At 57.6% G+C, this 25,037-nt stretch carries 17 protein-coding genes and 1 pseudogene; 11 read left to right on the top strand and 7 right to left on the bottom strand.

All coding sequences use genetic code 11. The features are described 5' to 3' along the window. Nucleotides 1–259 (top strand): Tn3 family transposase (locus QMM04_RS09870; RefSeq protein WP_282996093.1); only part of this gene is annotated, 259 nt, incomplete at its 5' end. A 141-nt stretch (nt 260–400) separates the two neighbouring features. Here the strand turns inward: QMM04_RS09870 and QMM04_RS09875 are convergent. Then, nucleotides 401–1,393 (bottom strand): tyrosine-type recombinase/integrase, encoded by a 993-nt coding sequence (locus QMM04_RS09875; protein WP_233209816.1) that lies wholly within the window; start codon nt 1,391–1,393, stop codon nt 401–403. 624 nt (nt 1,394–2,017) lie between these two features. Between QMM04_RS09875 and QMM04_RS09880 the strand changes: the two genes are divergently transcribed. From QMM04_RS09880 to QMM04_RS09895, 4 genes are all read left to right on the top strand, one after another. Then, the gene (locus QMM04_RS09880) at nt 2,018–3,001 is read left to right on the top strand and encodes a DUF1852 domain-containing protein (RefSeq protein WP_058759157.1); all 984 of its coding nucleotides are present in this window, start codon (nt 2,018–2,020) and stop codon (nt 2,999–3,001) included. A gap of 27 nt (nt 3,002–3,028) precedes the next feature. Further along, nucleotides 3,029–4,057: a methionine synthase gene (locus QMM04_RS09885; protein WP_104093276.1), complete on the top strand. Its 1,029-nt coding sequence runs from the start codon at nt 3,029–3,031 to the stop codon at nt 4,055–4,057. A gap of 349 nt (nt 4,058–4,406) precedes the next feature. After that, complete coding sequence (locus QMM04_RS09890; RefSeq protein ID WP_058776343.1) at nt 4,407–4,790, top strand: hypothetical protein; 384 nt, start codon at nt 4,407–4,409, stop codon at nt 4,788–4,790. Continuing rightward, a complete protein-coding gene (locus tag QMM04_RS09895; RefSeq protein WP_058776342.1) occupies nt 4,783–6,879 on the top strand; it encodes a pyrroloquinoline quinone-dependent dehydrogenase in 2,097 nt (698 codons plus the stop codon). The genes QMM04_RS09890 and QMM04_RS09895 overlap by 8 nt, the downstream gene beginning before the upstream one ends. A 134-nt stretch (nt 6,880–7,013) precedes the next feature. Here QMM04_RS09895 and malG read toward each other — a convergent pair whose 3' ends face one another. Genes malG through malE form a run of 3 tightly spaced genes read right to left on the bottom strand, consistent with a single transcriptional unit; the run spans nt 7,014 to nt 10,695 of the window. Beyond that, the gene (gene malG, locus QMM04_RS09900) at nt 7,014–7,904 is read right to left on the bottom strand and encodes a maltose ABC transporter permease MalG (protein ID WP_282996094.1); all 891 of its coding nucleotides are present in this window, start codon (nt 7,902–7,904) and stop codon (nt 7,014–7,016) included. 9 nt (nt 7,905–7,913) lie between these two features. After that, entirely contained in the window at nt 7,914–9,446 is a 1,533-nt protein-coding gene (gene malF, locus QMM04_RS09905; RefSeq protein WP_282996095.1) for a maltose ABC transporter permease MalF, read from the bottom strand. A gap of 58 nt (nt 9,447–9,504) precedes the next feature. Beyond that, the gene (gene malE, locus QMM04_RS09910; RefSeq protein ID WP_031280090.1) at nt 9,505–10,695 is read right to left on the bottom strand and encodes a maltose/maltodextrin ABC transporter substrate-binding protein MalE; all 1,191 of its coding nucleotides are present in this window, start codon (nt 10,693–10,695) and stop codon (nt 9,505–9,507) included. A gap of 361 nt (nt 10,696–11,056) precedes the next feature. Here malE and malK point away from each other — a divergent pair, with 361 nt between their 5' ends. From malK to malM, 3 genes are all read left to right on the top strand, one after another. Beyond that, nucleotides 11,057–12,166 (top strand): maltose/maltodextrin ABC transporter ATP-binding protein MalK, encoded by a 1,110-nt coding sequence (malK, locus tag QMM04_RS09915; RefSeq protein WP_058770170.1) that lies wholly within the window; start codon nt 11,057–11,059, stop codon nt 12,164–12,166. Nucleotides 12,167–12,207: 41 nt separating this feature from the next. Continuing rightward, nucleotides 12,208–13,509, top strand: coding sequence for a maltoporin (locus QMM04_RS09920; protein WP_058759162.1), 1,302 nt, complete (start codon nt 12,208–12,210; stop codon nt 13,507–13,509). Between the two features lie 108 nt (nt 13,510–13,617). Further along, a complete protein-coding gene (malM, locus tag QMM04_RS09925; RefSeq protein WP_282996099.1) occupies nt 13,618–14,535 on the top strand; it encodes a maltose operon protein MalM in 918 nt (305 codons plus the stop codon). 94 nt (nt 14,536–14,629) lie between these two features. On the opposite strand, the gene malQ is transcribed toward malM, so the two are convergent. Next, on the bottom strand, nt 14,630–16,699 hold the full coding sequence (gene malQ / locus QMM04_RS09930) for a 4-alpha-glucanotransferase (RefSeq protein ID WP_282996096.1): 2,070 nt from the start codon (nt 16,697–16,699) through the stop codon (nt 14,630–14,632). An 8-nt stretch (nt 16,700–16,707) separates the two neighbouring features. Next, nucleotides 16,708–19,110, bottom strand: coding sequence for a maltodextrin phosphorylase (gene malP / locus QMM04_RS09935; RefSeq protein WP_058781475.1), 2,403 nt, complete (start codon nt 19,108–19,110; stop codon nt 16,708–16,710). Between the two features lie 276 nt (nt 19,111–19,386). Between malP and malT the strand changes: the two genes are divergently transcribed. The 3 genes and pseudogenes from malT to QMM04_RS09950 all read left to right on the top strand — a co-directional run bounded on the left by malT (nt 19,387) and on the right by QMM04_RS09950 (nt 22,742). Then, a complete protein-coding gene (malT, locus tag QMM04_RS09940; RefSeq protein WP_282996097.1) occupies nt 19,387–22,089 on the top strand; it encodes an HTH-type transcriptional regulator MalT in 2,703 nt (900 codons plus the stop codon). Nucleotides 22,090–22,215: 126 nt separating this feature from the next. Continuing rightward, a complete protein-coding gene (gene relB / locus QMM04_RS09945) occupies nt 22,216–22,455 on the top strand; it encodes a type II toxin-antitoxin system antitoxin RelB (protein WP_058759167.1) in 240 nt (79 codons plus the stop codon). Beyond that, nucleotides 22,455–22,742, top strand: a pseudogene (locus QMM04_RS09950) (type II toxin-antitoxin system RelE/ParE family toxin). Before relB ends, QMM04_RS09950 begins: the two are co-directional and overlap by 1 nt. A 118-nt stretch (nt 22,743–22,860) precedes the next feature. Here the strand turns inward: QMM04_RS09950 and QMM04_RS09955 are convergent. Further along, nucleotides 22,861–24,642: a sensor domain-containing phosphodiesterase gene (locus QMM04_RS09955; RefSeq protein ID WP_282996098.1), complete on the bottom strand. Its 1,782-nt coding sequence runs from the start codon at nt 24,640–24,642 to the stop codon at nt 22,861–22,863. Nucleotides 24,643–25,037 lie beyond the last annotated feature (395 nt).

A 25,037-nucleotide genomic window follows, 5' to 3' on the forward strand; every position in this document is an offset into this window, starting at 1 on the left:
ACAGGAAGATCAATTGGGCGCACTGGGACTGGTCACTAACGCCGTCGTGTTAGGGAATATTATTTATATGCAGGCAGCCCTGGATCATCTCCGGGCACAGGGGGAAATGCTGAATGATGAAAATATCGCACGCATCTCACCGCTTTGCAACGGGCATATCAATATGCTCGGCCATTATTCCTTCATACAGGCAGAACTGGTGACAAAAGGACATCTGCGGCCATTAAAAGCGGCGTCAGAGGAAGAAAACATTGCTTAACATGAGTTTTCGTTCCACCGAGCGTCAGCCCCCAATAACTGCGTTCATAACCACTTTCAGTCCCGGTGTCTGGGGCGCACCTGATAGCACCACTTAGCACACTGCCAGCATTTCCCAGCGCCAGGGCTTACAGATATTAATTCACAGATGTTGTTGCATCAGGTCGATCATCGCCCCGGCATGGGCATCAACGTGGCGAATATAGCGCATCACCGTTTCCGGCTTCTTCCAGGTGCCTTCCTGCATGATCTGCGCGGTGCTGTACTTATTGCTGGCCATATCAATGGCGGCACCGACACGGGTGCTATGTCCCGACCAGCCGCGATAGCGATTCTTATTGGGTTGCAAGCCGGTGCCCGGTCCCGCTTCACGCCACGCACGGACGAAAATATCCTCCAGCGCGCGGGTCGAGAGCGGTTTATCGCAGACAATCTGCGCCTGGTTGGCGCGGTGCACCGGGCCAAAAATGAACGCGTCGGGTTCAGCGATCAGCCCGGATGCCACCAGCCACTCGGTCAGCCGTTGTGATGAGAGATCGCCGAGAGCCTTAATTAGTCCTCCGGTCATCACAATGGTTTTGGTCCAGGCGACATCGAGAATGATACGGCCATCGGCCGAGCGCGAAATGTCACGCACCCGCAGGCGGCTCAGTTCACTGATGCGCAACAGCGTGGCGTAAGCCACATGCAAAAATGCCAGATCGCGCTGCTGTTGCAGGCGGTCAGAGCCCGCCCAGCGTTGGTCCAGCGTAAGCAAATCGCGAATGCGAAAGGGGATGGCCTGACCGGCACGTTCACCGGCTATCACCGCGCTGCGATTGATTTTTTTCATGGCCCGGAACACCAGCGGCGAAACATTGGGCGGCACCAGACCGGCGTTACGGTGTAACATGGAAATTAATGCCGCATGAGTCGCGATGGTAGAAGAGGCGCGTCCCGATGCCTGAAGCCACAGCAGGTAATCACGCAGATCGGCAGGCTCCATCGGCAAAAATTGCCGGCCATGTTCAGTCGCCCAGCGGCTGCCGATGCGCATAACGCTCAGCAACTGTCGCCACGTATTGTCAGAAAACGCTTCTTTATCACTAACAAACGCTTTCAGGCGTTCAGCAATATCCTCATCAATACTGTTCATCAGAGCCGGGCTGGCGGTAATACCGGGCAGAGTGTCCGTTTTACTCATTAGTTTATGACGTCGCTACGTGAATTCTGTGCATGTAGCAGGGTCATCACCCGCCAGATTTAACGTAGCGGTGCCGGTTTTTTAGGCACGGCGTGGCGCAGACACACTGCATCATGTTAACCAAAGGTGATGATCCTGCGGATCCTGACTTCATATAATGCAAATTATATGAAGTCAGCCATTCTAACCGCTGAAAATCTGGATGGACAGCGCTAAAGGGGGATGGAAAACGCTGATGGTGAAGTTTTTTCAACTGACAAACGCGCCGTCAGCTGACAGGCTAAGGGTTGCCAGCTCAATGGTTCAGATTAGCGCCTGATTTTGCAGGTTTTTTGCGCAAGCGCGACCTACTTTACTTCAACGCGAGGCTGGTGCAGGCAACATGAAGTTAGCTCATCTTGCTTTGAAATTTAATCACTTTTCCTCACGCAGGGACTCTGGCATAACTAAGGTCATGTTAAATATTTTCGACAATATGACCACTGCTGAATTTGCAAACCTGTAAACGATTTGGGAAATCCTGCAAAGGAGAGAACAGCGTCAGGTTGCAAGCAGAAATCAGGATGCCCGCTCGCGATGAAAAATGATTTTACCTTTAGTATAAAAAGCACGCGCTTCGATGAGAATTACAATCCCTCCAAAGATACGCGCATTACCACCAATTTTGCCAACCTGGCGCGCGGCAGCAATCGTGAAGAGAATCTGCGCAACGCGCTGATCATGATGAACAACCGTTTCAATTCGCTGGCGAACTGGGACAACCCAAAAGGCGATCGCTATGCGGTTGAACTGGATATCATTTCTGTAGAGATGAATCTGGGTGCTGGCGGCGAGGGTAAAAGCTTTCCGGCGATTGAGATCCTGAAGACGAATATTGTTGATAAAAAAACCAGTGAGCGCATTGAAGGGATCACCGGCAACAACTTCTCTTCATACGTGCGTGATTATGATTTCAGCGTTCTGCTGTCCGAGCATAATAAAGGCCGTTCTGGTTTCAGTATTCCGGATGACTTCGGCGTGCTGCACGGCAATATTTTCCGCCATTTTGTCAACTCAGAGACGTATAAAGCCAACTTCCGCAAAGCGCCGGTCATTTGCCTCAGCGTCTCCAGCAAAAATATTTACCGTCGTACCGGTAATCAGCATCCGGTGCTGGGCATTGAGTATCAGCAAAATGAATCTTCATTGACCGATCTCTATTTTGCCAAAATGGGACTCAGAGCGCGCTATTTCATGCCGGCCAGCAGCGTGGCGCCGTTCGCCTTCTACTTCGCCGGTGATTTGCTCAGTGATTACAGTAACCTGGAGTTGATCAGCACCATCAGTACCATGGAAACCTTCCAGAAGATTTACCGCCCGGAGATTTACAATGCGAACTCACCGGCGGGCATTGAATATCAGCCAGACCTGTATCATCAGGATCACTCGCTGACCAAAATTGTTTACGATCGCGAAGAGCGTACCCGCCTGGCGATTGAGCAGGGTAAATTTACCGAAGAGCAGTTTATTAAGCCTTACCACAGCATTCTGAAACAGTGGTCTGATCATTTCGCTCTTTGATTAACGAATAAATAAGGTTATTGATTAATGAAAACATTATTACCGACGTCAACGGCTGGCAGCTTACCGAAACCCTCCTGGCTGGCGCAGCCGGAAACATTATGGTCGCCGTGGAAATTGCAGGGCGATGAGCTGATTCAGGGCAAACAGGATGCGCTGCGTTTATGTCTGGACGACCAGCAGCAGGCCGGTATTGATATCGTCAGCGACGGCGAGCAAACGCGCCAGCACTTCGTCACCACCTTTATCGAACACCTTAACGGCGTTGACTTTGAAAATCGCAAAACGGTGCGCATCCGTAATCGTTATGATGCCAGCGTACCCGGCGTGGTGGGCGAAGTGAGCCGGCAGAAACCGGTCTTTGTCGATGATGCCAAATACCTGCGTCAGCTGACGCAGCGTCCAATCAAATGGGCGTTGCCTGGCCCGATGACCATGATCGACACGCTGTATGACGATCACTATAAAAGCCGTGAGAAGCTGGCCTGGGAATTCGCTAAAATTCTCAACCAGGAAGCGCGCGAATTAGAAGCCGCTGGCGTTGATATTATTCAGTTTGACGAACCCGCCTTTAACGTCTTTTTCGACGAGGTGAATGACTGGGGCATTGCCGCCTTAGAACGCGCCATCGAAGGGCTTAAATGTGAGACCGCGGTGCATATTTGCTACGGCTACGGCATCAAAGCCAACACCGACTGGAAGAAAACGCTGGGTACCGAGTGGCGTCAGTATGAAGAGATCTTCCCGAAACTGCAGAGTTCCGGCATTGATATTGTATCGCTTGAGTGTCAGAACTCACGCGTGCCGATGGATTTGATTGAACTGATTCGTGGTAAAAAAGTCATGGTTGGCGCGATTGACGTCGCCACCAACACCATCGAAACACCGGAAGAAGTGGCTGCCACGCTGCGTAAAGCGCTGCAGTTTGTTGATGCCGATAAACTTTATCCAAGCACCAACTGTGGCATGACGCCACTGTCACGTCATGTGGCTTACGGCAAGCTGCAGGCATTAAGTGCCGGTGCAGAAATTGTGCGTAAAGAACTGCTGGGCTAACACGTAACGCCTTATTGGTCTCTTACTCAGTCCGCAGGGTTTAAATATCCTGCGGACTGAGCGTTTGTAATTAACTTCCCTGCCTGACTCGCTGGCCTCGCTAAATAATCCTGTAAAACACCCGGCGGCGACGGTCATAAATCCCCCATTTATACCGGATTCATTCTCTGCCTCTAATCCGGCGGGCAGCCTGAATATCATCGTCTATACTCAGCAACGCGAAGTGATATATGCCGCTGCTTTTCACGCTGCGCTGACGTTAATTCAACCAGCCTGTGTGAACAACAGCCGCATTGACTCATCAGTACACGCTGTTTTCCGTGCTTTCATCCTCAAGGGACTTCCTGGTATGTTGCAATCTCAATCCTCCCGTTTGGGCAGTTTACTGCTGCTGCTGGCGGCACTCATCGGCTTTGCCGTCGCGCTGTATGCCTGGCTCACGCCACTCACCGGTGTCACCGGCACCATTGGCGCGCTGGGCGTCGCTATTGCCAGCGTCGTTCTGGCGGTGCTGACCTTCCTGCTGCGCGCGGCCACCGGCCGTACCGGTCGTATTTTCCTGATAGTCATTACGCTGCTGCTGTTATGCGCGATCGGTTTTGCTGCCGCGCTGCTGCATCAGGGGATCATTACACTGGCAATGGTCATCGGGCTGATGGGTCTGATTATGCTGGCGCGCAACCCGGCGCATCGCGTTCGCCACGCCACTGCACAAGGAGCTAACCGTGCATAATGAAAAATACATTCCGCTGCTCAAAGTCGGCATGACCGCCCTGGCGCTGCTGATGGCACCTGCCACGCTACGCGCCGAAGATAAAGCCGCTGAGGCGTCGATGGGTACGCAGGAGAAACTCAACGTGGATGCGGCCGATCAGCAGGCGCCCGGCACCACGCACGCCACCGATGATGTCTCCAGCGGCAAGCGCGACGGCGAGAAAGTGGCCTCCGCCAGCCAGCCGGCCACGCCGCTGGTGCCCTCCACGGCGACGTGGGACAGTTTTCACGGCCAGCTCAACGCGCAGAAATACAGCCCGCTGAAACAAATCACCGCTGACAACGTCAGCAAGCTGAAAAAAATCTGGGAGTTTCACACCGGTGACGTTTCGGATGGCAAGGGCGACACGCCGGCGACCGTCTGGTCCGCCACGCCAATTTTTGCCAACGATACGCTGTACATCGGTACGCCATTTGATCGGCTGATTGCGCTGGATCCGGGCACCGGCAAGGAGAAGTGGCACTACGATACTAAATCGCCACGTCAGGCGCTGACCCAGCCGGTACTGAAAAATCGTGGCGTCTCTTACTGGCAGGCGAAAAATCCGCAGGCGGGTCAGGCCTGCCAGAAAATCGTTTATATGGGCACCGTTGACGGCAAGCTGTACGCACTGGATGCCGATTCCGGCAAGCTGTGCGAAAACTTTGCAGATAAAGGTGTGCTCAACGTCAACCAGTGGAATACGGTTAACGCTAAATTCCCGCTGTCTCTGCTCCAGCCGCCGACGGTGGTGGGTGATCACCTGATCGTTGGCTGGGCGGGCAAAGACTGGGCTTACGCAGAAGCGCCGCCGGGCACGGTGTTTTCAATCAACGCGCAGACCGGGGCACGTGAATGGACCTTTGACGCCATCCCGGCCAGCATTCGCCCGCGCACCGGCACGGCTAACGTCTGGACCCACATGTCGGCCGATGAAGCGCATGGCCTGGTTTATCTGCCAGTGTCATCACCTTCGCCAAACTACTGGGGCGGCAACCGCGTCGATCCAATTCCGCTCGGCACCTCCACGACTGCGCTGGATGTGAGTACCGGCAAAGTGGTGTGGTCGCGACAGTGGGTGCATCATGATGTGTGGGATTACGACATCAACTCAGCACCGACGCTGATGGACATTACCGTGAACGGCAAGCAGATTCCGGCGCTGATTCAGGCCACCAAGCAGGGCTTCCTGTTTGTGGTCAATCGCCTGACCGGTGAAGATGTCTGGCCGATTGAGGAGCGTCCGGTGCCGCAGGGCGATGGTTCGGTGCAGGGCGAGAAACTGTCGCCGACCCAGCCGTTTCCGACCAAACCGGCACCGCTGCTGGATCAGTCCAAAAAACCGGCAATCTGGAAACTGGCTGATATTGTTGGTGCCGGTCAGTGCTCACGCCTGTGGGATAAACTGAGCTATGACGGCATGTACACGCCGCCGACCACCAAAGGCGAAGGCGCACTGACCTATCCGGACAGCGCGGGCGGCGTGCAGTGGGGCGGCGTGGCGTTCGATCCGCAAAAACAGATCGCCATCGTGAATACTTCGCACATCGTGCAATACGTGAAGCTGTACAGCCGCGCCGATTACGACAAGGCCGATAACGGCTCGGGTAACGAGAGTGGTTTCGCCCCGCAGGAAGGCGCGCCTTACGGCCTGCGCCTGATGGTGGCGAATAACTGGCTCGGCATGCCGTGCTGGCAGCCTCCGTTTGGCGAGATCGTGGCGCTCGATATGCACACCGGTGATGTGAAATGGCGTCGTCCGGTCGGCGCGTCGCAGCAGTACGGCTTCTTCATGCCGGAAAGCTGGGGCTCGCCAACCATTGGCGGTCCGGCAGTCACCGCCGGCGGCGTGATCTTTATCGGTGCCTCAATGGATGCCAAAGTACGCGCCTATTCACTGGATAACGGCGAAGAGCTGTGGTCCGATCAGGTCGAAGCGCCCGCGGTTGCCAACCCGTCGGTGTATGAATACAAAGGCCGGCAGTATGTTGCCTTTGTCGCCGGTGGTAACACCATCCTGAAGGATCAGGTGGGCGATCAGGTGGTGGTTTACGCACTGCCGGAATAACCCAGCGCAGTAAACCAACAAAGTGGGGCCACGGTGCCCCACTTTTTTTATGCCTGCAATAAAAACGGCGGCCATTGGCCGCCAAAACCTCAACAGGTGGTTGCCGTTGAGGAAGCAGTGGTACTGATGAATCTTCAACCTTTTACGCCGCCCGCCGTCAGGCCGCTCACCAGCCAGCGCTGTGCCAGTAAAAATACCAGCGTGATGGGAATGGCGGACAGCACGGCCGCCGCGGCGAAATCGCCCCACAGATAGTTCTGCGGATTGAGATACTGCTGCATCCCGACCGCGAGGGTATAGCTGTTGACGTCGCGCAGCAGCAGCGAGGCGACCGGTACTTCGGTGACCGCAGCGATAAACGCCAGGATAAACACCACCGCGAGGATCGGCACCGAAAGCGGCAGCAACACCAGACGAAACGCCTGCCACGGCGTGGCACCATCCAGCGCCGCCGCTTCCTCCAGCGAACCATCAATGGTTTCGAAATAGCCCTTAATGGTCCAGACGTGCAGCGCGATGCCGCCCAGATAGGCGAAGATCACGCCGCCGTGGGTATTGAGGCCGAGAAACGGCAGATATTGCCCCAGCCGGTCAAACAGCGCATAAAGCGCCACCAGCGACAGCACCGCCGGGAACATCTGAAAAATCAGCATGCCCTTTAGCAAACTGGCTCGACCGGCGAAGCGCATGCGAGCAAACGCGTAGGCGCAGGTGGTCGAGAGCGCCACAATCCCCAGTGCGCTGATTGCGGCGATCTTCACCGAATTCCACAGCCACAGCAGCACCGGGAAGGGCGGTGGCGTCACGCGACCATCGGCATGAGTAACGCTGAATCCTAGCGCCAGCCGCCAGTGTTCCCAGGAAATCTGTTCCGGGATCAGACTGCCGGTGGCAAAATTGCCGCTGCGCAGCGAGATGGCAATCACCATCAGCAGCGGGAACAGGATTGCCGCGATAAACAGCAGCAGCAGCAGGTGCGTCAGCAGCAGACGCAGCTGCTGCGATTTCGGTTGTACCATGGCCATAACGCCTCCTTAATCAAACTTCATGCGTAGCGCTTTCAGGTTAATCACCGCCAGCGCACCGACCAGCAGGAAGATCAGCGTGGCGATGGCTGCCGCCAGGCCGAAGTCCTGACCGCCGCCGCCCTCAAAGGCGATGCGCCAGGTGTAGTTGACCAGCAGATCGGTGTAGCCCGCCGGCGTAGTGGTGCCGAGTCGATCGGGGCCACCATTAGTCAGCAGCTGCACCAGCACGAAGTTGTTGAAGTTAAAAGCAAAGCTGGCGATCATCAGCGGCAGTAGCGGTTTCAGCAGCAGCGGCAGCGTAATCAAAAAGAAATTCTGCAGCGGCCCGGCGCCATCCATCGCGGACGCTTCATAAAGATCGTCCGGGATCGCCTTGAGCAAGCCCATGCACAGGATCATCATGTAGGGATAACCCAGCCAGGTATTGACGATCACCAGCATGGCGCGAGCCAGCGTCGGATCGCTGAACCACGCTGGCTTGAAGCCAAACAGCGCATTGAGCATGACGTTGATTTCGCCAAAACTCTGGTTAAACAGCCCCTTGAAAATCAGTATCGAAATGAATGCCGGTACCGCGTAGGGAAGAATCAGCATCACACGATAGATGGCCTTGCCCCGCAGCGCTTCCCACTGCACCAGACACGCCAGCACCATGCCCACCGCGACCGTCAGCAGCACGGTCAACAGCGAAAACAGCAGCGTCCAGCCAAATATTGCCAGGAACGGTTTCTGAATGCCTTCATCGGTGAACACGCGGGCAAAGTTTTTCCAGCCCGCGCTAACGGTAAAGCCAGGGCTGAGCTGTTCGCTGGCCCAGCTGCCATCTGCATTGATCTGCTGATAGAACCCCGTGTCCCGGTTAGCCTGATAGCGAGCGCCGTTTTGCTGATTTCTCAGCTGTCCCGGTGCGTCCAGCACATACAGCGGCCGCGTGCCGGAAAACTGGCGTAGCGAACTCATCACCAGCTCGCGACCGTCCGGCAGCCGGGCAGTTAACTGACCCAGCGCCTGACGGTTTTGGGTGATGATTTTTAAGCTGGCGCGCGCGGTGGCGGGCAGCGCGGCTGGCGTGAGGCTGAGCTGCTGTTCCCCACCCAGCGTAAACGGCACAGACAGGAAGCTGTTTTCGCCCGTGCTGAGCGCCAGCTGCCAGCGATCGCCCTGCGGATAGAGCGCGAAGTTCATCGCGTCCCCGGCCTGATACTGTCGACTCAGCAGCACCTGCTGCGCGCGCGCCTCACTGAGCTGATTGGTGCTGCTGTAGTTGGTGAAGGCAATGGCGACGGTACAGGCCAGTGGAAACAGCACAAACAGCGCCATGCCGGCCAGTCCCGGATACACATAGCGCCAGGCATAGGCGCGCCGGTTGGTGTAAATCCACAGGCCTGCCGCGCTGACTACCAGCGTGACCAGCGCAAACAGGTATTCACCCTGAGCATACATCAGCACCAGAAGGTAGCCGACCAGCAGACAGCCGATCCCGACCAGCAGGCTGCGCAGCACCAGGCTGTGCCGTCTCTTTTGCGGTATTCCTGACATGATACGGTGTTCCTTAACAGCCAGTGGCGAGCCGACAGCTGTCGGCTCCGTAACAGCATTACTTATTGAGACGCGCCTGCGCATCCTTCAGCGCCGCATCGACGTTTTGACGACCACTCAGCGCATTCAGCGTCGCGGTGCGCATCGCATACCAGAAGGCCGCCATCTGCGGGATGTTAGGCATGATGTCGCCATTACGCGCATTGCTCATGGTGGCGGCGATGCGCGCGTCTTTCTCCAGCGTTTGCTGGAATGACTTCAGGGTGACCGCGCCCAGCGGCTTATCCTTGTTAACCGCGTTGAGACCGGCGTCGGTCAGCAGGTAATTTTCCAGAAACTCTTTGGCCAGTTCCTTATTGGGACTGGCCGCGTTGATGCCCGCGCTCAGTACGCCGACAAAAGTTTTGGTCGGCTTGCCGTTCAGCGTCGGCAACAGCGTGACGCCGTAGTTGATGCCGCTTTTGTCGATATTGCTCCACGCCCACGGACCGTTAATCGTCATCGCGGTTTGGCCTTTATTGAAGGCCGCTTCGGCAATCGAATAGTCGGTATCGGCATTAAGGATTTTGGCTTTCACCTGATCGACGAGGAACTGCATGCCTGCTTTCGCGCCGGCATTGTCGACGCCGGTATCTTTCACGTCATAGCCGCTATCGGTCTTTTTGAAAGCATAGGCGCCACCGGCGGCCAGCAGCGGCCAGGTGAAATAGGGTTCCTGCAGGTTAAACATGATGGCGCTCTTGCCTTTGGCGCGCAGCTGCTTATCCAGCGCCGCCATCTCTTCCCAGCTTTTCGGTGGGGTGGGCAGCAGATCTTTGTTGTAAATCAGCGACAGCGACTCCACAGACACCGGATAGCCAATCAGCTTGCCGTTGAAGCGCACTGCATCCCAGGTAAACGGAAACAGCTTTTGCTGGAAGTTTTGATCCGGCGTGACTTCGGCCAGCAGCCCTGACTGGGCATAGCCGCCAAAGCGATCGTGCGCCCAGAAGATGATGTCCGGACCGTCACCCGTGGCGGCAACCTGCGGGTATTTCTCTTCCATTTTGTCCGGGTGTTCGACCGTCACGCTGATACCGGTGTCCTGCTCGAATTTTTTGCCTACCTCGGCGAGGCCGTTATAGCCCTTATCACCGTTGATCCAGATGACCAGTTTACCTTCTTCAATTTTGGCCACGGCCGAAGCCGAAAACAGTACGGCCGTAAGGGCGGAAAGGGCCAGAACGCGTGCGCCGGTTTTCATTGTCATAACTCCATCCTGTAAGCGGAAACGGAAATCATCAGTGGCATCATTGTGCGGCGTTATGCCATTTCCTCATCCTCCTGCGCTCTACGCCCAACGGCACTAAGCCGTGATCGCGCTTGCAAAATCGCGCCTTAATACGCGCTGGCGCACACTATTGACGCGTCAGCTCTGCGTGACAGCTCACAAAATTGCCGTGAACGTCGCGCCGGCGCAGCTGGCGTGCGCGTACTCCTCCTCCCGCCTCATCCCCCAGTAAAAACCCACACGGTGGAGGATGTTGCGCCGTCTGCGCCTGCCCATAGTGGTCGCCGGAGTCTGCCTGCGGTGCTGCAGGCAAGCATGAGCCTGCGAAGAGGAAAGCATCATGGCGAGCGTTGCGTTACACCATGTCACCAAGGCCTGGGGCGATACCGAGGTATCAAAAGACATCAATCTGGAGATCGGCGAAGGGGAATTTGTAGTGTTCGTCGGTCCATCCGGCTGCGGCAAATCAACGCTGCTGCGCATGATCGCCGGCCTGGAAACCATCACCCGCGGCGATCTGCTGATTGGCGGTCAGCGTATGAACGATGTTCCGCCCGCTGAGCGCGGTATCGGCATGGTGTTTCAGTCTTACGCCCTTTATCCCCACCTTTCGGTGGCCGAAAACATGTCGTTTGGCCTGAAGCTGGCTGGCGTAAAGCGCGCTGAAATCCAGCAGCGCGTCAATCAGGTGGCGGAGGTGTTACAGCTGGCGCACCTGCTGGAACGGCGACCCAAAGCGCTGTCAGGCGGACAGCGGCAGCGCGTGGCCATCGGGCGTACGCTGGTGGCCGAACCGCGTGTGTTTCTGCTCGACGAGCCATTGTCCAATCTTGATGCCGCGCTGCGCGTACAGATGCGCATTGAAATCTCACGCCTGCATAAACGCCTGAAGCGCACCATGATTTACGTTACGCACGATCAAATCGAAGCGATGACGCTGGCCGACAAGATCGTGGTGCTGGACGCCGGTCGCATCGCCCAGGTCGGTAAGCCGCTCGAACTCTATCACTATCCCGCTAACCGCTTCGTTGCCGGTTTTATCGGCTCGCCGCGCATGAATTTTCTGCCCGTCAAAGTGACCGCCACCGCCATCGATCAGGTGCAGGTGCGTTTGCCCAACGATCAGCTTGTATGGCTGCCGGTGGAGAGCGCCGGCGTCCAGGTCGGCAGCAACATGTCGCTGGGTATTCGTCCGGAACATCTGCTCTCCAGCGACATCGCCGATGTCACGCTGGAGGGCGAAGTGCAGGTGGTTGAGCAGCTCGGCCACGAGACGCAAATCCATATCCAGATCCCCGCCATTCGTCAGAACCTGGTGTATCGCCAGGAGGACGTGGTGCTGGTAGAAGAGGGCGCCCTGATGGGTATTGGCCTGCCGCCGGAGCGTTGTCACCTGTTCCGCGAGGATGGGAGCGCCTGCCGCAGGCTGCATCAGGAGCCCGGTGTTTAGCCCTGCAAAACAATAAAAGCAATGACCTCAGGAGATAGAAAATGTTAACTCTGCGCAAACTTCCCGTCGCGATTGCCATCGCAGCGGGTACGCTCTCCGCTCAAGCCATGGCGGTCGATTTTACGGGTTACGCCCGTTCGGGTATCGGCTGGACCGGCAGCGGCGGCGAGCAACAGTGCTTTCAGGCTACCGGCGCACAAAGCAAATACCGTCTGGGCAACGAATGTGAAACCTATGCTGAATTAAAACTGGGCCAGGAAGTGTGGAAAGAGGGCGATAAAAGTTTCTATTTCGATACCAACGTCGCCTATTCCGTTTCCCAGCAGAATGACTGGGAAGCGACCTCACCGGCCTTCCGTGAAGCCAACGTGAAAGGAAAAAACCTGATCGATGCGCTGCCGGGTTCCACCATCTGGGCCGGTAAACGCTTTTATCAGCGTCACGATGTTCACATGATCGACTTCTACTACTGGGATATCTCCGGTCCGGGTGCCGGTCTGGAAGATGTCGATCTCGGGTTTGGTAAGCTCTCGTTCGCTGCGACGCGCTCTTCCGAAGCGGGCGGCTCTTACACTTTCTCCAGTGACCAGATTCGTGATTACGCCACCAGTACCGCCAATGACGTTTTTGATGTGCGTCTCGCCGGCCTGGAAACTAACCCCAATGGCGTGCTGGAACTGGGTGTCGACTATGGCCGCGCCAACGCGCGTGACGGCTATCGCTTAGACGACGGCGCGTCGAAAGATGGCTGGATGTTCACCGCGGAACACACGCAGAGCATGCTGAAAGGCTACAACAAGTTTGTGCTGCAGTACGCCACTGATGCGCTGACCTCGCAGGGCAAAGGCCTGCCGCAGGGCAGCAACATCAATAACAACGGCAATATGTACCGCATCCTCGATCACGGTGCGATCTCGCTGGCCGATCGCTGGGATCTGATGTACGTGGCGATGTACCAGAACGTCGATCTGGATAACAACCGCGGAACCGAGTGGTACACCGTCGGCGTACGTCCTATGTACAAATGGACGCCGATCATGAGCACCCTGCTGGAAGTCGGCTATGACAACGTTAAGTCACAGCAGGTCAGCGAACGCAACGGCCAGTACAAAATTACCCTGGCGCAGCAGTGGCAGGCTGGCGACAGCATCTGGTCACGTCCGGCGCTGCGCCTGTTCGCTACCTATGCCAAATGGGATGAGAAGTGGGGCTACAGCAAAGACGCCTCCGGCGATATCACGTCGCTGGCCGCAGCGGACAGCAGCGGCAACGGTCTGTTCACCAACAGCCGTGGCGACAACGATGAGTGGACCTTTGGCGCACAGATGGAAATCTGGTGGTAAGGCGCTACGCAGGTTAAGCAAACACCCGCCGTGCGCCAGACGCACGGCGTTTTCGGACAGCGGCAGCCATTGCCTGGCCCACGCCGCTGCCTGACAGCTTGTTGGGATATCACAATGAAAAAACATCTTATCGCCTTCTGCCTGAGCAGCGCGCTGCTGACCGGCGTCATTATGCCAGTTCAGGCCGACATCAATCTGGTGCCGCAGGATCTTTCCGCGGCGCCGTCCATTCCCACCGCGCGGCTGCAGCAGCTGAGCTGGCAGCCGGTGGATGCTTCACGTGCACAAACCACCACGCTGACACAAAGCGCAACGCCGCTGGATGTACGTGGCGTCACGGGGGCCATTGCGGCTTACAGCCTTCCTGCCAATCAGGGCGAGCTGACGGTTACGCTAAGCAGCGAGGTGGTACACAATCAGGTCTTTGCGCCAAATGTGCTGGTACTGGATGAAAACCTGCAGCCGGCCGCGTGGTTTCCGAGCCGCTTCTTTAGCTATCAGCAGCCCGGCGTGATGAGCGCCGATCGGCTGGAAGGGGTGATGAAGCTGACGCCGGTGCCGGGCCAGCAGAAGATCTATTTGCTGGTGTTCACCACCGACCAGGATTTAACCCAGACCACGACGCTGCTGGATCCGGCCAAAGCTTATGCCAAAGGCACCGGCCATGCGGTACCGGATATTCCCGATCCGGTGGCGCGTCACAGTCGCGACGGCAAAATCAAACTGAAAGTAGCAACCAGTTCCGGCTCGTCGATTCTGGTCGGCCCGCTGTTTGGCTCAGCCGCGCCTGCCGCTGTCACCGTTGGCAGCACCCGGCCGGCCATGGCCGCCACGACGGCGCGCGCGCCAGCGCCTGAACCGGCACCGCTGGTGAATCAGACGGAAAGCTATTTCAATCAGAGCATTCGTCAGGCGGTGCAACAGGGCAATATCGATAAAGCGCTGAAGCTGCTGGATGAAGCGGAGCGTCTGGGATCGACATCGGCGCGGCAAACCTTTATCAGCAGTGTTAAAGGCAAGGGGTGAAACTGCCCCGACAGTGCTGAGTTGCCCCACCTGGTGCGCTTAGGCGCACCTTTTTTATGGCACTCCGACCTGCACGCAGCAGGCCGGTTTCGTGCTACTTACGCTGACGCTGGCGTGAATGTACCGCCGTCAGCAACGCATCGATTCTGTCATCCTCCGCTATCGCTTCCAGCGTTACGCTGAGTTTACGTCGCCAGTTGGGATACTGATCGACGGTGCCCGGCACGTTGACCGGCAGTGCCATATCCAGCCACTCTTCCGGCTGCAAACCGAGCAGCGCACACTGGCTGCGGGCCAGATAGCGATGGATCGCCTGACTAAGCTGATGACTCATGCGCACGCTGGCCCGCCGGAAGCGGCGGCGCGGCGGCAGGTCACCGCTGCGCAACAGCGTACGCAGCAACGCCTGTTTAGCCAGGCGCCGATCGCGATACAGGCCAGCGAGAATCGCCCGATCGGGGTACAGTCCCAGCGCACTGCCCAGCCGCAAATCGTCACTTTGCCACCAGCCGCGCAGCGTCGGCATATCATGGGTGGTGGTAACTGCCATCGCCTGACGCGGCCACGTCGCTGGCGCGCGGAAGTGGCGCTGCGATTCCTGCTCAAAGTAGAGCACTTTGTAGGAGTACACACCGGCGTCGCGCAGTTTATCAACGATGGCTTCCGGCACGGTGCCCAGATCCTCGCCAATCACCATGCAACGATGGCGCTGGCTCTCCAGTGCCAGAATCGCCAGCAAATCATCCACCGGATAGTGCACATAGGCACCGTGCGCCGCGCTTTCGTCCTTCGGTATCCACCATAAACGCAGCAGCGCCATCACATGGTCGATGCGCAGCGCGCCGCAGTCGCGCATGCTGGCGCGCAGCAGGTCGATCCACGGTTCATAGCCGCGCGCGGCCATCACCTGCGGGTCCATCGGCGGCAATCCCCAGTTCTGACCGAGCGGACCGAGGATATCCGGCGGCGCGCCAATGCTGGCGTCCAGGCAGTAAAGCTGCCGATCGCGCCAGGTTTCCGCGCCATCCGCCGCCACGCCCACCGCCAGGTCGCGATACAGCCCGATCGCCATCTGCTGCTGCTGACACAGCTGCCAGCAGGCGGCGAATTGCTCTGCCGCCAGCCACTGCAGCCACATGTAGAAACGCACCTCGTCGCTGTGCTCGATGCGGAACGCCAGCACTGCCGCACTGTTCGCCTGCTGCCATTCGCCCGGCCAGTGTTGCCAGCCATAACCCGTGCCATCCTGGGCGCTGCGCGCCGCGTGCAGCGCATCAAACAGCCCCTGATGCAGCAGGCTGTCGCCCCCGGCACGCACAAACTCCGCAAACGCCTGCGCCTGTCCATCATCTGCCGTGCGCCGGCGAAACTGCTGCCAGGCAAGCCGTAGTCCCTGCAACTTAAGCCCGGTGACGGCAGTGTAATCCACCCACGCGGCGTCTCGCGCTGACCGGAGCGCCTGCTGCGTCTTCTCAGCTTGCCACCAGGCCTGCGCCGCGTCGCTGAGGCCAAAATCTGCCACGGCGCTTACGTCGATATAGAGGATGTTGAGCCAGCGCCGGGAAGAGGGACTGTAAGGGCTGGCGCTCTCCGGTGCGGCAGGAAACAGCGCGTGCAGCGGATTGAGCCCGACAAACGCGCCGCCGCGCCGCGCGGTTTCAGCGATCATCTGCCGCAGATCGCCGAAATCCCCGATGCCCCAGTTAGCCGCAGAGCGCAGCGTATACAGCTGAATACAGCTGCCCCACAGCGATTCGCCCGCCAGCAGTTCCGCAGGTTCGTAGCAGCGGCGGGGTGCCACTATAATCGGGCAATAGTGACACTGTAACTCCTGGGTCAATGTCAGCTGGTGATAACCGGCGGGCAACGCGGGCAACACCAACGCTTCACCCGGCTGGCAGCGCCCGGACCAGTTTTCGCCGCTTTCGCTCGTCAGCTGCCATTCCGCGTCGGCGCTGAGCACCGGTGCCAGACTCAGTGGCTGTCCGACATAAAAAATCACCACCGGCGGCAGCGGTGCGGAGCCGTTCGCAGGGGCCTGCATCAGCGCAGCGAGACGCTGATGGGTAAGAGCAGAAATCTGCTGCGGTTTTCCGTGCGCATCAATATATTCCGCAGCAATAAGCGCGTCAGCACGGCGATCAAGAGCATCTTTGGGTTTCATGGCGTTCCTTAGCGGCTGGCCTGCCAGATACGTTGCTGATAGTCACGAATGGCGCGATCGGCACTGAACATGCCGCAACGCGCGGTATTGAGGATTGCGGCGCGCGTCCAGGCCTCAGGATCGGCCCACAGCGCTTCAACCTGCTGCTGCGCGTTGAGATAGTGGCGAAAATCAGCCAGTACCAGATAAGGATCGCCGCCTTGCGCGCCCAGGCTGTTGACCAGATCGCTGAACGCCGTGCGGTCGCCGTTACTGAAGGTGCCATCTTCCAGCGCGGTCAGCGCGCGATCCAGCTGCGCGTCCTTACTGCGCCAGTTCAATGGCGAGTAACCGGCCTGTTTCAGCGCGCTGACCTGCTCTACGGTATGGCCAAAGATGAAGATATTCTCTTCACCGACCTGCTGCGCGATTTCAACGTTGGCCCCATCCAGCGTACCGATGGTGAGTGCACCGTTCAGCGCCAGCTTCATATTGCCGGTACCGGATGCTTCTTTGCCCGCAGTAGAGATCTGTTCCGAGAGATCGGCGGCCGGGATCAGGCGCTCGGCAACCGACACGTTGTAATCAGGGATAAAGACAATTTTCAGCCGGTCGCCGACGCGCGCATCGTGGTTAATGGTCTCTGCTACTTTATTGATGGCGTAAATGATGTTTTTCGCCAGCGCATAACCCGGCGCCGCTTTGGCACCAAACAGCATCACGCGCGGAGCCAGATTGGCCTGCGGATCGCTGACCAGCGTTTGCCACAGCGCAATCATGTGCAGCAGCATCAGGTGCTGCCGTTTGTATTCGTGCAGCCGCTTGATTTGGACGTCAAACAGCGCATCAGGCTGCACCGCAATGCCGGTTCGGGCGGCGATCCACTCTGTCAGTGCCTGCTTGTTGTGCTGCTTAATGGCGCGATATTCGGCGCGGAAGGCGGCGTCATCGGCGAATGGCGTCAGATCCTGCAGCGCATCGAGATCGTTAAGCCACGGACGCTGCAGCGTTTTGTTGATCAGCGCCGCCAGCGCCGGATTGCACTGGTTGATCCAGCGACGCGGCGTGATGCCGTTGGTGACATTGTGAAACTTCTCCGGCCACAGCGCGTGATACTCGGGGAACAGGTCCTGTACCACCAGCCGCGAGTGCAGCGCCGCCACGCCGTTGACTGCAAAGCTGCCGACCACGCACAGATTTGCCATGCGCAGTTGCTGATCGTGCACCAGCGCCAGTTTTGACCAGATCGCCTGATTACCCGGCCAGCGCGCCTCAACCTGCTGTTTTAGCTGCGCATTGAGCGTATTGATGATCATCAGATGGCGCGGCAGCAGGCTGCGCACCAGGCGCAGGTTCCAGCACTCCAGCGCTTCCGGCATCAGCGTGTGGTTGGTATAGGCGAAGGTGCGCTGGGTAATGCGCCATGCGTCCTGCCAGCTGAGCCGGTGCTCATCCAGCAGCAGGCGCAACAGCTCCGGGATGGCCAGCGTCGGATGCGTATCGTTCAGCTGGATCACTTCATAATCCGCTAACGTTTCGATGGATCGTCCCGCCGCCTGATGACGGCGCAGAATATCCGCCAGCGTACAGGCACACTGGAAATACTGCTGCATCAGACGCAGCTTTTTGCCTGCCTGATGGTTGTCATTCGGGTAGAGCACTTTGGTCAGTTTTTCCGCCTCAATGCCTTGCTGTTCTGCACGCAGAAAATCGCCGTTATTGAAACGCTGGAGATCAAACGGTCGGGCATGCTTTGCCTGCCACAGACGCAAGGGCTGCGTGATGCCGTTGCGGAAACCGACCACCGGCAGATCCCAGGCTTCACCCTGCACAACAAAAGCAGGCTGCCAGTGCGCCACGCCGTCAATGGTGGTCACGCTGCCGCCCAGTCCGACCTGCACGTCAAGCGCCGCGTTGTGGCGAAACCAGGGATAACGATCGCGCTGCCAGTCATCCGGCTGTTCGTGCTGCGCGCCCCCGACAAAATGCTGGCGAAACAGACCGTACTGGTAGTTCAGGCCATAGCCGAGCGCAGGCTGGCCGGTGGTCGCCATCGCATCGAGAAAACAGGCGGCCAGCCGTCCCAGACCGCCGTTGCCCAGTGCCGGATCGGTTTCACGCTCCAGCACGTCACTCAGCGTCACGCCTGCTGCGGCCAGCGTCGCTTTAACGCCGTCGTACCAGCCGAGATTCAGCAGATTGTTGCCGGTCAGCCTGCCCAGCAGAAACTCCATTGACAGATAATTAACGTGGCGCTGTCCGCCAGCGGCCGGCTGCACCGGTATATCCGCCAGCAGTTCGGCCAGCGCGCCGCTCAGCGCGTGCCACCACTGGTCGGGGCTCATTTCCTGCGCATCCGGCAGGCCAAAACGTTGCCACTGGCGCACCAGCGCGGCAGAAAAACGGTCAGGGTCAAATGTGGGCAGTGCCATAGGGAAACTCCAGTCGAATAAATAGGGTTACAGGCAGTGTGACGCTGCCGCCAGGCGGCTACCTCCTCCTGTAGAAAATTCCACGGGGAGGACAGGGAGGGTGGAGAGGCTGAGGTAAATCTGAAAGCGCGGCAGGAGTGTGATAACACTCGCTTTTGTAAAGCGTAACTAATCAGTTCGCTTGCATTCAGTAACCGAATCTCCGAACGTGTATGACTATTAATTACGAAGCGTAAAAAAATGATGCGCTGAACGTTAACGGAGAAGCGTGCGCCCATGTTGATACCCTCAAAACTGAGTCGTCCCGTTCGTCCTGAAAGCACGGTTACCCGCGATCGTCTGCTGCAAAAGCTCAGCGCAGCGGCGAATTACCGGCTGGTGCTGATTGCCAGCCCGGCGGGCTACGGCAAAACCACGCTGGTATCGCAGTGGGCGGCTGATAAAAGCGAGCTGGGCTGGTATTCATTAGACGAGGGCGACAATCAGCCGGAGCGCTTCGCCGATTACCTGATCGCCGCGCTGCAGCAGGCTACCCGCGGCGCATGCAGCCGCAGCGAGACGCTGGCGCAAAAGCGTCAGTACGTGAACCTCAATGCGCTGTTCGCCCAGCTGTTTAATGAGCTGGCCGCGTGGCAGCAGCCGCTGTGGCTGATCATCGATGATTATCATCACATCACCAATCCTGCCGTGCATGAAGCGATGCGCTTTTTCCTGCGCCATCAGCCGGATAACCTGACGCTGGTAGTGCTGTCCCGCAATCTGCCGCAGTTGGGTATTGCTAATCTGCGCGTGCGTGAACAACTGCTGGAGCTGGGCAGCCAGCAGCTGGCCTTCACCCATCAGGAGGCGAAACAGTTCTTCGACTGCCGCCTGAGTGCGCCGCTCGCGCCGGATGAGAGCAACCGTCTGTGTGATGATGTAGCAGGTTGGGCGACCGCGTTACAGCTGATCGCACTGTCCACCCGTCAGGGCGCGGCATCGGCGCAGGACTCCGCTCGCCGGCTCTCCGGTATTAATGCCAGCCACCTTTCCGATTATCTGGTCGAGGAAGTGCTGGATAACGTCGATGCCGCCACGCGCCATTTTTTGCTGAAAAGCGCGTTATTGCAGTCGATGAATGATGCGCTGGTCGCCTGCGTGACCGGTGAAGACAACGGGCGCATGCGGCTGGAAGAAATTGAACGTCAGGGACTGTTTATTCAGCGCATGGATGATTCAGGGCAGTGGTTCAGCTATCACCCGCTGTTCGGCAGCTTTTTGCGTCAGCGCTGCGAATGGGAGCTGGCCAGCGAGCTACCGGCCATTCACCGCGCGGCTGCGCAAAGCTGGATGGCGCAGGGTTTTCCCGGCGAGGCGATTCATCACGCGCTGGCGTCCGGCGATACTGATATGCTGCGCGACGTGCTGCTGCAGCATGCGTGGACGCTGTTCAACCGCAGCGAACTGGCGCTGCTGGAGCAGTCGCTGAATGCGCTGCCGTGGCGCACGCTGCTGACCAGCCCGAAACTGGTACTTCTGCAGGCGTGGCTGATGCAGAGCCAGCATCGATTTTCCGAAGTTAACCGGCTGCTGGCACGCTTTGAGGAAGGCTGCGACTGCGAAATTGACGCCGCGCTGCAGGGTGAATTCAATGCGGTGCGCGCGCAGGTAGCCATTAATCACGGCAACGCCGACGAAGCAGAGCGGCTGGCACGGCTGGCGCTGGAAACGCTGCCGGAAACGCGTCGCTACAGCCGCATTGTGGCCACTTCAGTGCACGGCGAAGTGATGCATTGCAAAGGCGATCTGACCAACTCGCTGGCGCTGATGCGGCAAACCGAACAGATGGCGCGCCGCGATGAAGCCTGGCACTACGCGCTGTGGAGTTTGATTCAGCAGAGCGAAATCCTGTTCGCGCAGGGATTTTTACAGTCAGCGTGGGAGATTCAGGAAAAAGCGTTTGTGCTGGTGGGTGAACAGCATCTGGCGAACATCCCGCTGCACGAGTTTTTACTGCGCATTCGTGCGCAGCTGATGTGGGCGTGGGGCCGGCTGGATGAGGCCGAACACGCCGCGCGCGCGGGCATCAAAGTCCTGAAAGGCTATCCGCCCCAGCAGCAAATCCAGTGCCTTGGGCTATTGATTCAGTGCTCGCTGGCACGCGGCAATCTGGATAATGCGCGCAGCTATCTCAGCCGGCTGGAAAACCTGATGAATAACGGCGTGCTGCACAGCGACTGGATTGCCAACGCCGACAAAGTGCGGCTGATCTACTGGCAGATGACGGGCGATGCGCAGAGCGCCAGCCACTGGATGCGCCATACCGATAAACCCGCCTTTGCCAACAATCATTTTTTGCAGGGCCAGTGGCGCAATGTGGCGCGGGCGCAGATTCTGCTGGGCAATCTCAGCCAGGCCGAAGTGATCCTCGATGAGCTGAATGAAAATGCGCATGCGCTGCGGCTGATGAGTGATTTAAACCGTAACCTGCTGCTGCTGAATCAAATCTACTGGCAAACCGCGCGCAAAGCGGAGGCGCAGCAGGCGCTGATCGAAGCGCTGAAGCTGGCACGCAGCACCGGCTTCGTCAGCCACTTCGTGATTGAGGGCGAAATGATGGCGCAGCAGCTGCGCCAGTTAATTCAGCTCAATACGCTGAGCGAACTCGATCAGCATCGGGCCCGGCGCATTCTCAGTGAGATCAATAAGTATCACCGGCATAAGTTTGCCCATTTCGATGAGGGCTTCGTCAGCCGGCTGTTGAACCACCCGGATGTGCCGGAGCTGATTCGCACCAGCCCGCTGACCCAGCGCGAATGGCAGGTGCTGGGGCTGATCTATTCCGGCTACAGCAACGATCAGATCGCCGGCGAGCTGGACGTCGCGGCGACCACCATCAAAACTCATATCCGTAATCTGTACCAGAAGCTGGGCGTCACCCATCGCGCCGAAGCGATGCACCAGGCGCAGTCAATGCTGAAACTGATGGGCTACGTTTAAGGCAGAAGTCGTGTTGCGGTGAATTTCATTACCTGCAGAGCGCGTATAACGCTGGGCATGACTTGATATATGCATGAGGGAGTGAAATACTTGTAATGACATTTGTATGTACAAGAGGTGTAGGACATGGGCAGCATCAACCTGCGTATTGATGATGAACTCAAAGCACGTTCTTACGCTGCGCTTGAAAAAATGGGGGTGACTCCCTCTGAAGCGCTTCGTCTCATGCTTGAGTATATCGCCGAAAATGAACGTTTACCGTTCAAACAGACACTGCTGAGCGACGAAGATGCTGAGCTGGTCGAAATAGTGAAAGAGCGGCTTCGCAATCCTAAGCCAGTTCGTGTGACGCTGGATGACCTTTGATGGCCTATTTTCTGGATTTTGACGAGCGGGCACTAAAGGAATGGCGAAAGCTGGGCTCGACGGTACGTGAACAATTAAAAAAAAAGCTGGCTGAAGTACTTGAGGCACCCCGTATTGAAGCGAACAAGCTTCGCGGTATGCCTGACTGCTACAAAATAAAGCTCAGGTCTTAAGGTTATCGCCTTGTCTATCAGGTGAAAGACGAGAAGGTGGTGGTTTTCGTGATATCGGTTGGTAAAATAGAACTCGCGGAGGTTTATAACGAGGCCGTGAAGTGCATTCTCTAAAACTAAGCCGGGTATTTCTGTTTCACCTTTAAAGTATCATTCTGCTTTAAGCTAACAGACTCATCGTATTACCACTGAATCTGCTCCAGACGCTCCCCGGCATACACTGAACCATAACTCAGCTTTGTGCCGCGAGCTGGCGCGTCAGCCACGCATCCAGCTCGCTTTCCGGCAGCGGGCGCGCATAGAAGTAACCCTGCGCCTGATCGCAGCCGTACTCCGCCAGCGCAGCAACGGTGTCGACATTCTCTACGCCTTCAGCCAGTACGGTGTAATCCAGCTGTTTCAGCATGGTAATGATGCTGCGCGCGATAATCCGCGACGCGGTATCTGAGGCGATTTCGCTGATCAGCGCGCGATCAAGTTTGATCACATCCAGCGGCATCCGTCGCAGATAGCCGATATTGCTGTAGCCAGTGCCAAAGTCATCCAGCGAGATGCCAAACCCACGCAGCTTCAGCATCTCCAGCCCCTGTAACGCAGCGGGGCTGTCAATAATCTGCTCGGTCTCCAGGCATTCAATGCCCAGCAGCGAGGTCGGCAGACGGGCCTGCAGCATCTTCGTTTCCAGCGCATCGGCAAAACCGGGATCAGAGAAGTCGCGACTGCTGATATTGATGGTCACCGGCAGCTGGAGGGGGCTGTGCTGCAGGCGTTTTAGCCTGGCGATCGCCTTGTCGGTCACCCAGCTGGTTAAGGCACTGAGCAGCTCGGTCTGTTCCGCCAGCGGGATAAACAGATCGGGAGCGAGTTCGCCGCGCTGCGGATGCCGCCAGCGCACCAGTGCCTCCAGGCCAACGGGCCGGCCACTGTTCAGGCAGATCTTCGGCTGGAACGCCAGCCACAGGCCCTGATCCTGTTGCAATGCCGCAGCCAGATCGTTCATCAGCAGAAAGTCCTGAGTGCGGCGCTGATCGGCTACCAGGCTGAAGCTCATGGCGGGCACCCGGTTGCCAATCGCCTCATGCAGCGCACTCACCGCCCGGCGCAGCACTTCCTGCGCGCGAAGTTCTGCTGGCGTGAAAATGACCTCGCCGGTAAAGCAGGTGAGGGCGACAGAGATACCCGCGCCCAAATCCGCGCTGATTCCTGCCAGGTTTTCCGCCACCGATGCGGCGGTCAGCGGGCTATTGTCCATGGTGAGAATCGCAAAACGCCCGGTGGCGACGGTATATATGATGTCGTCCGCACCAGGCTGCAGGCGCAAAGGCAGTAACGTGGTGACGTGCTTCAGCAGGCTTTCCACCGGCCCCATGCCCATGGAGCGCGCCAGCTCGTAGGCGCGCGGCATATCAATGCAGTCGATCAGGATCAGCCGCTGCGGCGTCCGGTCCCCGATGGAGGCCAGCCGCTGCAGGTCGCGAATCAGGCGCTGGCGGTTAGGCAGTGCCGTGACCGGATCGGTGAAGCCGGCGCAGTGCCACGCTTCGAGGAAGGACATCACCAGATCGGCCAGCAGCTGTAATATCTTCACCTGATCAGCGCTGAACGCGTGTGGCGCCACGTCCGTGACGCACAGCGTGCCCAGCACATAGCCATCGCGATGCCTGAGCGGCACACCGGCGTAAAAGCGGATAAAAGGGGCACCGATGATCAGCGGATGGCGGGCAAAACGCGCATCCAGCAGGGTGTCGGAGATAACTACCGCGCCGTCACTGTCCACGGCGTGGCGGCACAGCGAGTCGTCACGGGACGAGTGCTTCAGCGCAAAATTATGGGCGGCGCAGATATACTGATGTTCATCATCCAGAACGGAGACAAAGCTACCTGGAATACCCAGTGCCTGACTGGTCAGCCGAACAAAGTTTTGTAATACGTCGTCACGGCTTTCGTCGCGACTGCGCAGCGCCTTCAATGCCCGTGCGCGGCGATCGTCGTCACCGTTGAAATTCATCAGCATAATTTCCTCCGCGCCGGCCTGGTTCCGGTGCGAAATTTAACAGCAAAAAGTACAGTATGCGGCCTGCAACACCCTGCCGCTGGCGTGGTTAATAAGCGTAAATATTATAATGGTCTTTCTCATGGTAGGCTTAACACCGGCATCTGTCATTTTTATTTTCTTTAACGAAATTTTTAAGCAGCGACGATTCTGATAATTTATCGTAATATTTTTATCAGTCTGATTGATAACAGGTTACGCGTCCTTACTGCTAACTCTAATTAAGTAGAAGGTGCAGGTATTAGACATTGCCAATGAAGACGTTATTAATTTCTGGCAGGGATGAGTCGGGTAATAATGCTGGTTTTTAGTGATTGATGAGCAAAATAATAGTATCGCTGCGTATTATTATCCTG

It is taken from the genome of Pantoea sp. Pa-EAmG (assembly GCF_030024295.1).
In the GTDB taxonomy this organism is placed as follows: Bacteria; Pseudomonadota; Gammaproteobacteria; order Enterobacterales; family Enterobacteriaceae; genus Pantoea; species Pantoea dispersa.

Coding starts and splice junctions, on each gene's coding strand:
- QMM04_RS09875 (WP_233209816.1), bottom strand. CDS start 1,393: ATGAACAGTATTGATGAGGATATTGCTGAACGCCTGAAAGCGTTTGTT.
- QMM04_RS09880 (WP_058759157.1), top strand. CDS start 2,018: ATGAAAAATGATTTTACCTTTAGTATAAAAAGCACGCGCTTCGATGAG.
- QMM04_RS09885 (WP_104093276.1), top strand. CDS start 3,029: ATGAAAACATTATTACCGACGTCAACGGCTGGCAGCTTACCGAAACCC.
- QMM04_RS09890 (WP_058776343.1), top strand. CDS start 4,407: ATGTTGCAATCTCAATCCTCCCGTTTGGGCAGTTTACTGCTGCTGCTG.
- malG (WP_282996094.1), bottom strand. CDS start 7,904: ATGGCCATGGTACAACCGAAATCGCAGCAGCTGCGTCTGCTGCTGACG.
- malF (WP_282996095.1), bottom strand. CDS start 9,446: ATGTCAGGAATACCGCAAAAGAGACGGCACAGCCTGGTGCTGCGCAGC.
- malE (WP_031280090.1), bottom strand. CDS start 10,695: ATGACAATGAAAACCGGCGCACGCGTTCTGGCCCTTTCCGCCCTTACG.
- malK (WP_058770170.1), top strand. CDS start 11,057: ATGGCGAGCGTTGCGTTACACCATGTCACCAAGGCCTGGGGCGATACC.
- QMM04_RS09920 (WP_058759162.1), top strand. CDS start 12,208: ATGTTAACTCTGCGCAAACTTCCCGTCGCGATTGCCATCGCAGCGGGT.
- malQ (WP_282996096.1), bottom strand. CDS start 16,699: ATGAAACCCAAAGATGCTCTTGATCGCCGTGCTGACGCGCTTATTGCT.
- malP (WP_058781475.1), bottom strand. CDS start 19,110: ATGGCACTGCCCACATTTGACCCTGACCGTTTTTCTGCCGCGCTGGTG.
- malT (WP_282996097.1), top strand. CDS start 19,387: ATGTTGATACCCTCAAAACTGAGTCGTCCCGTTCGTCCTGAAAGCACG.
- relB (WP_058759167.1), top strand. CDS start 22,216: ATGGGCAGCATCAACCTGCGTATTGATGATGAACTCAAAGCACGTTCT.
- QMM04_RS09955 (WP_282996098.1), bottom strand. CDS start 24,642: ATGCTGATGAATTTCAACGGTGACGACGATCGCCGCGCACGGGCATTG.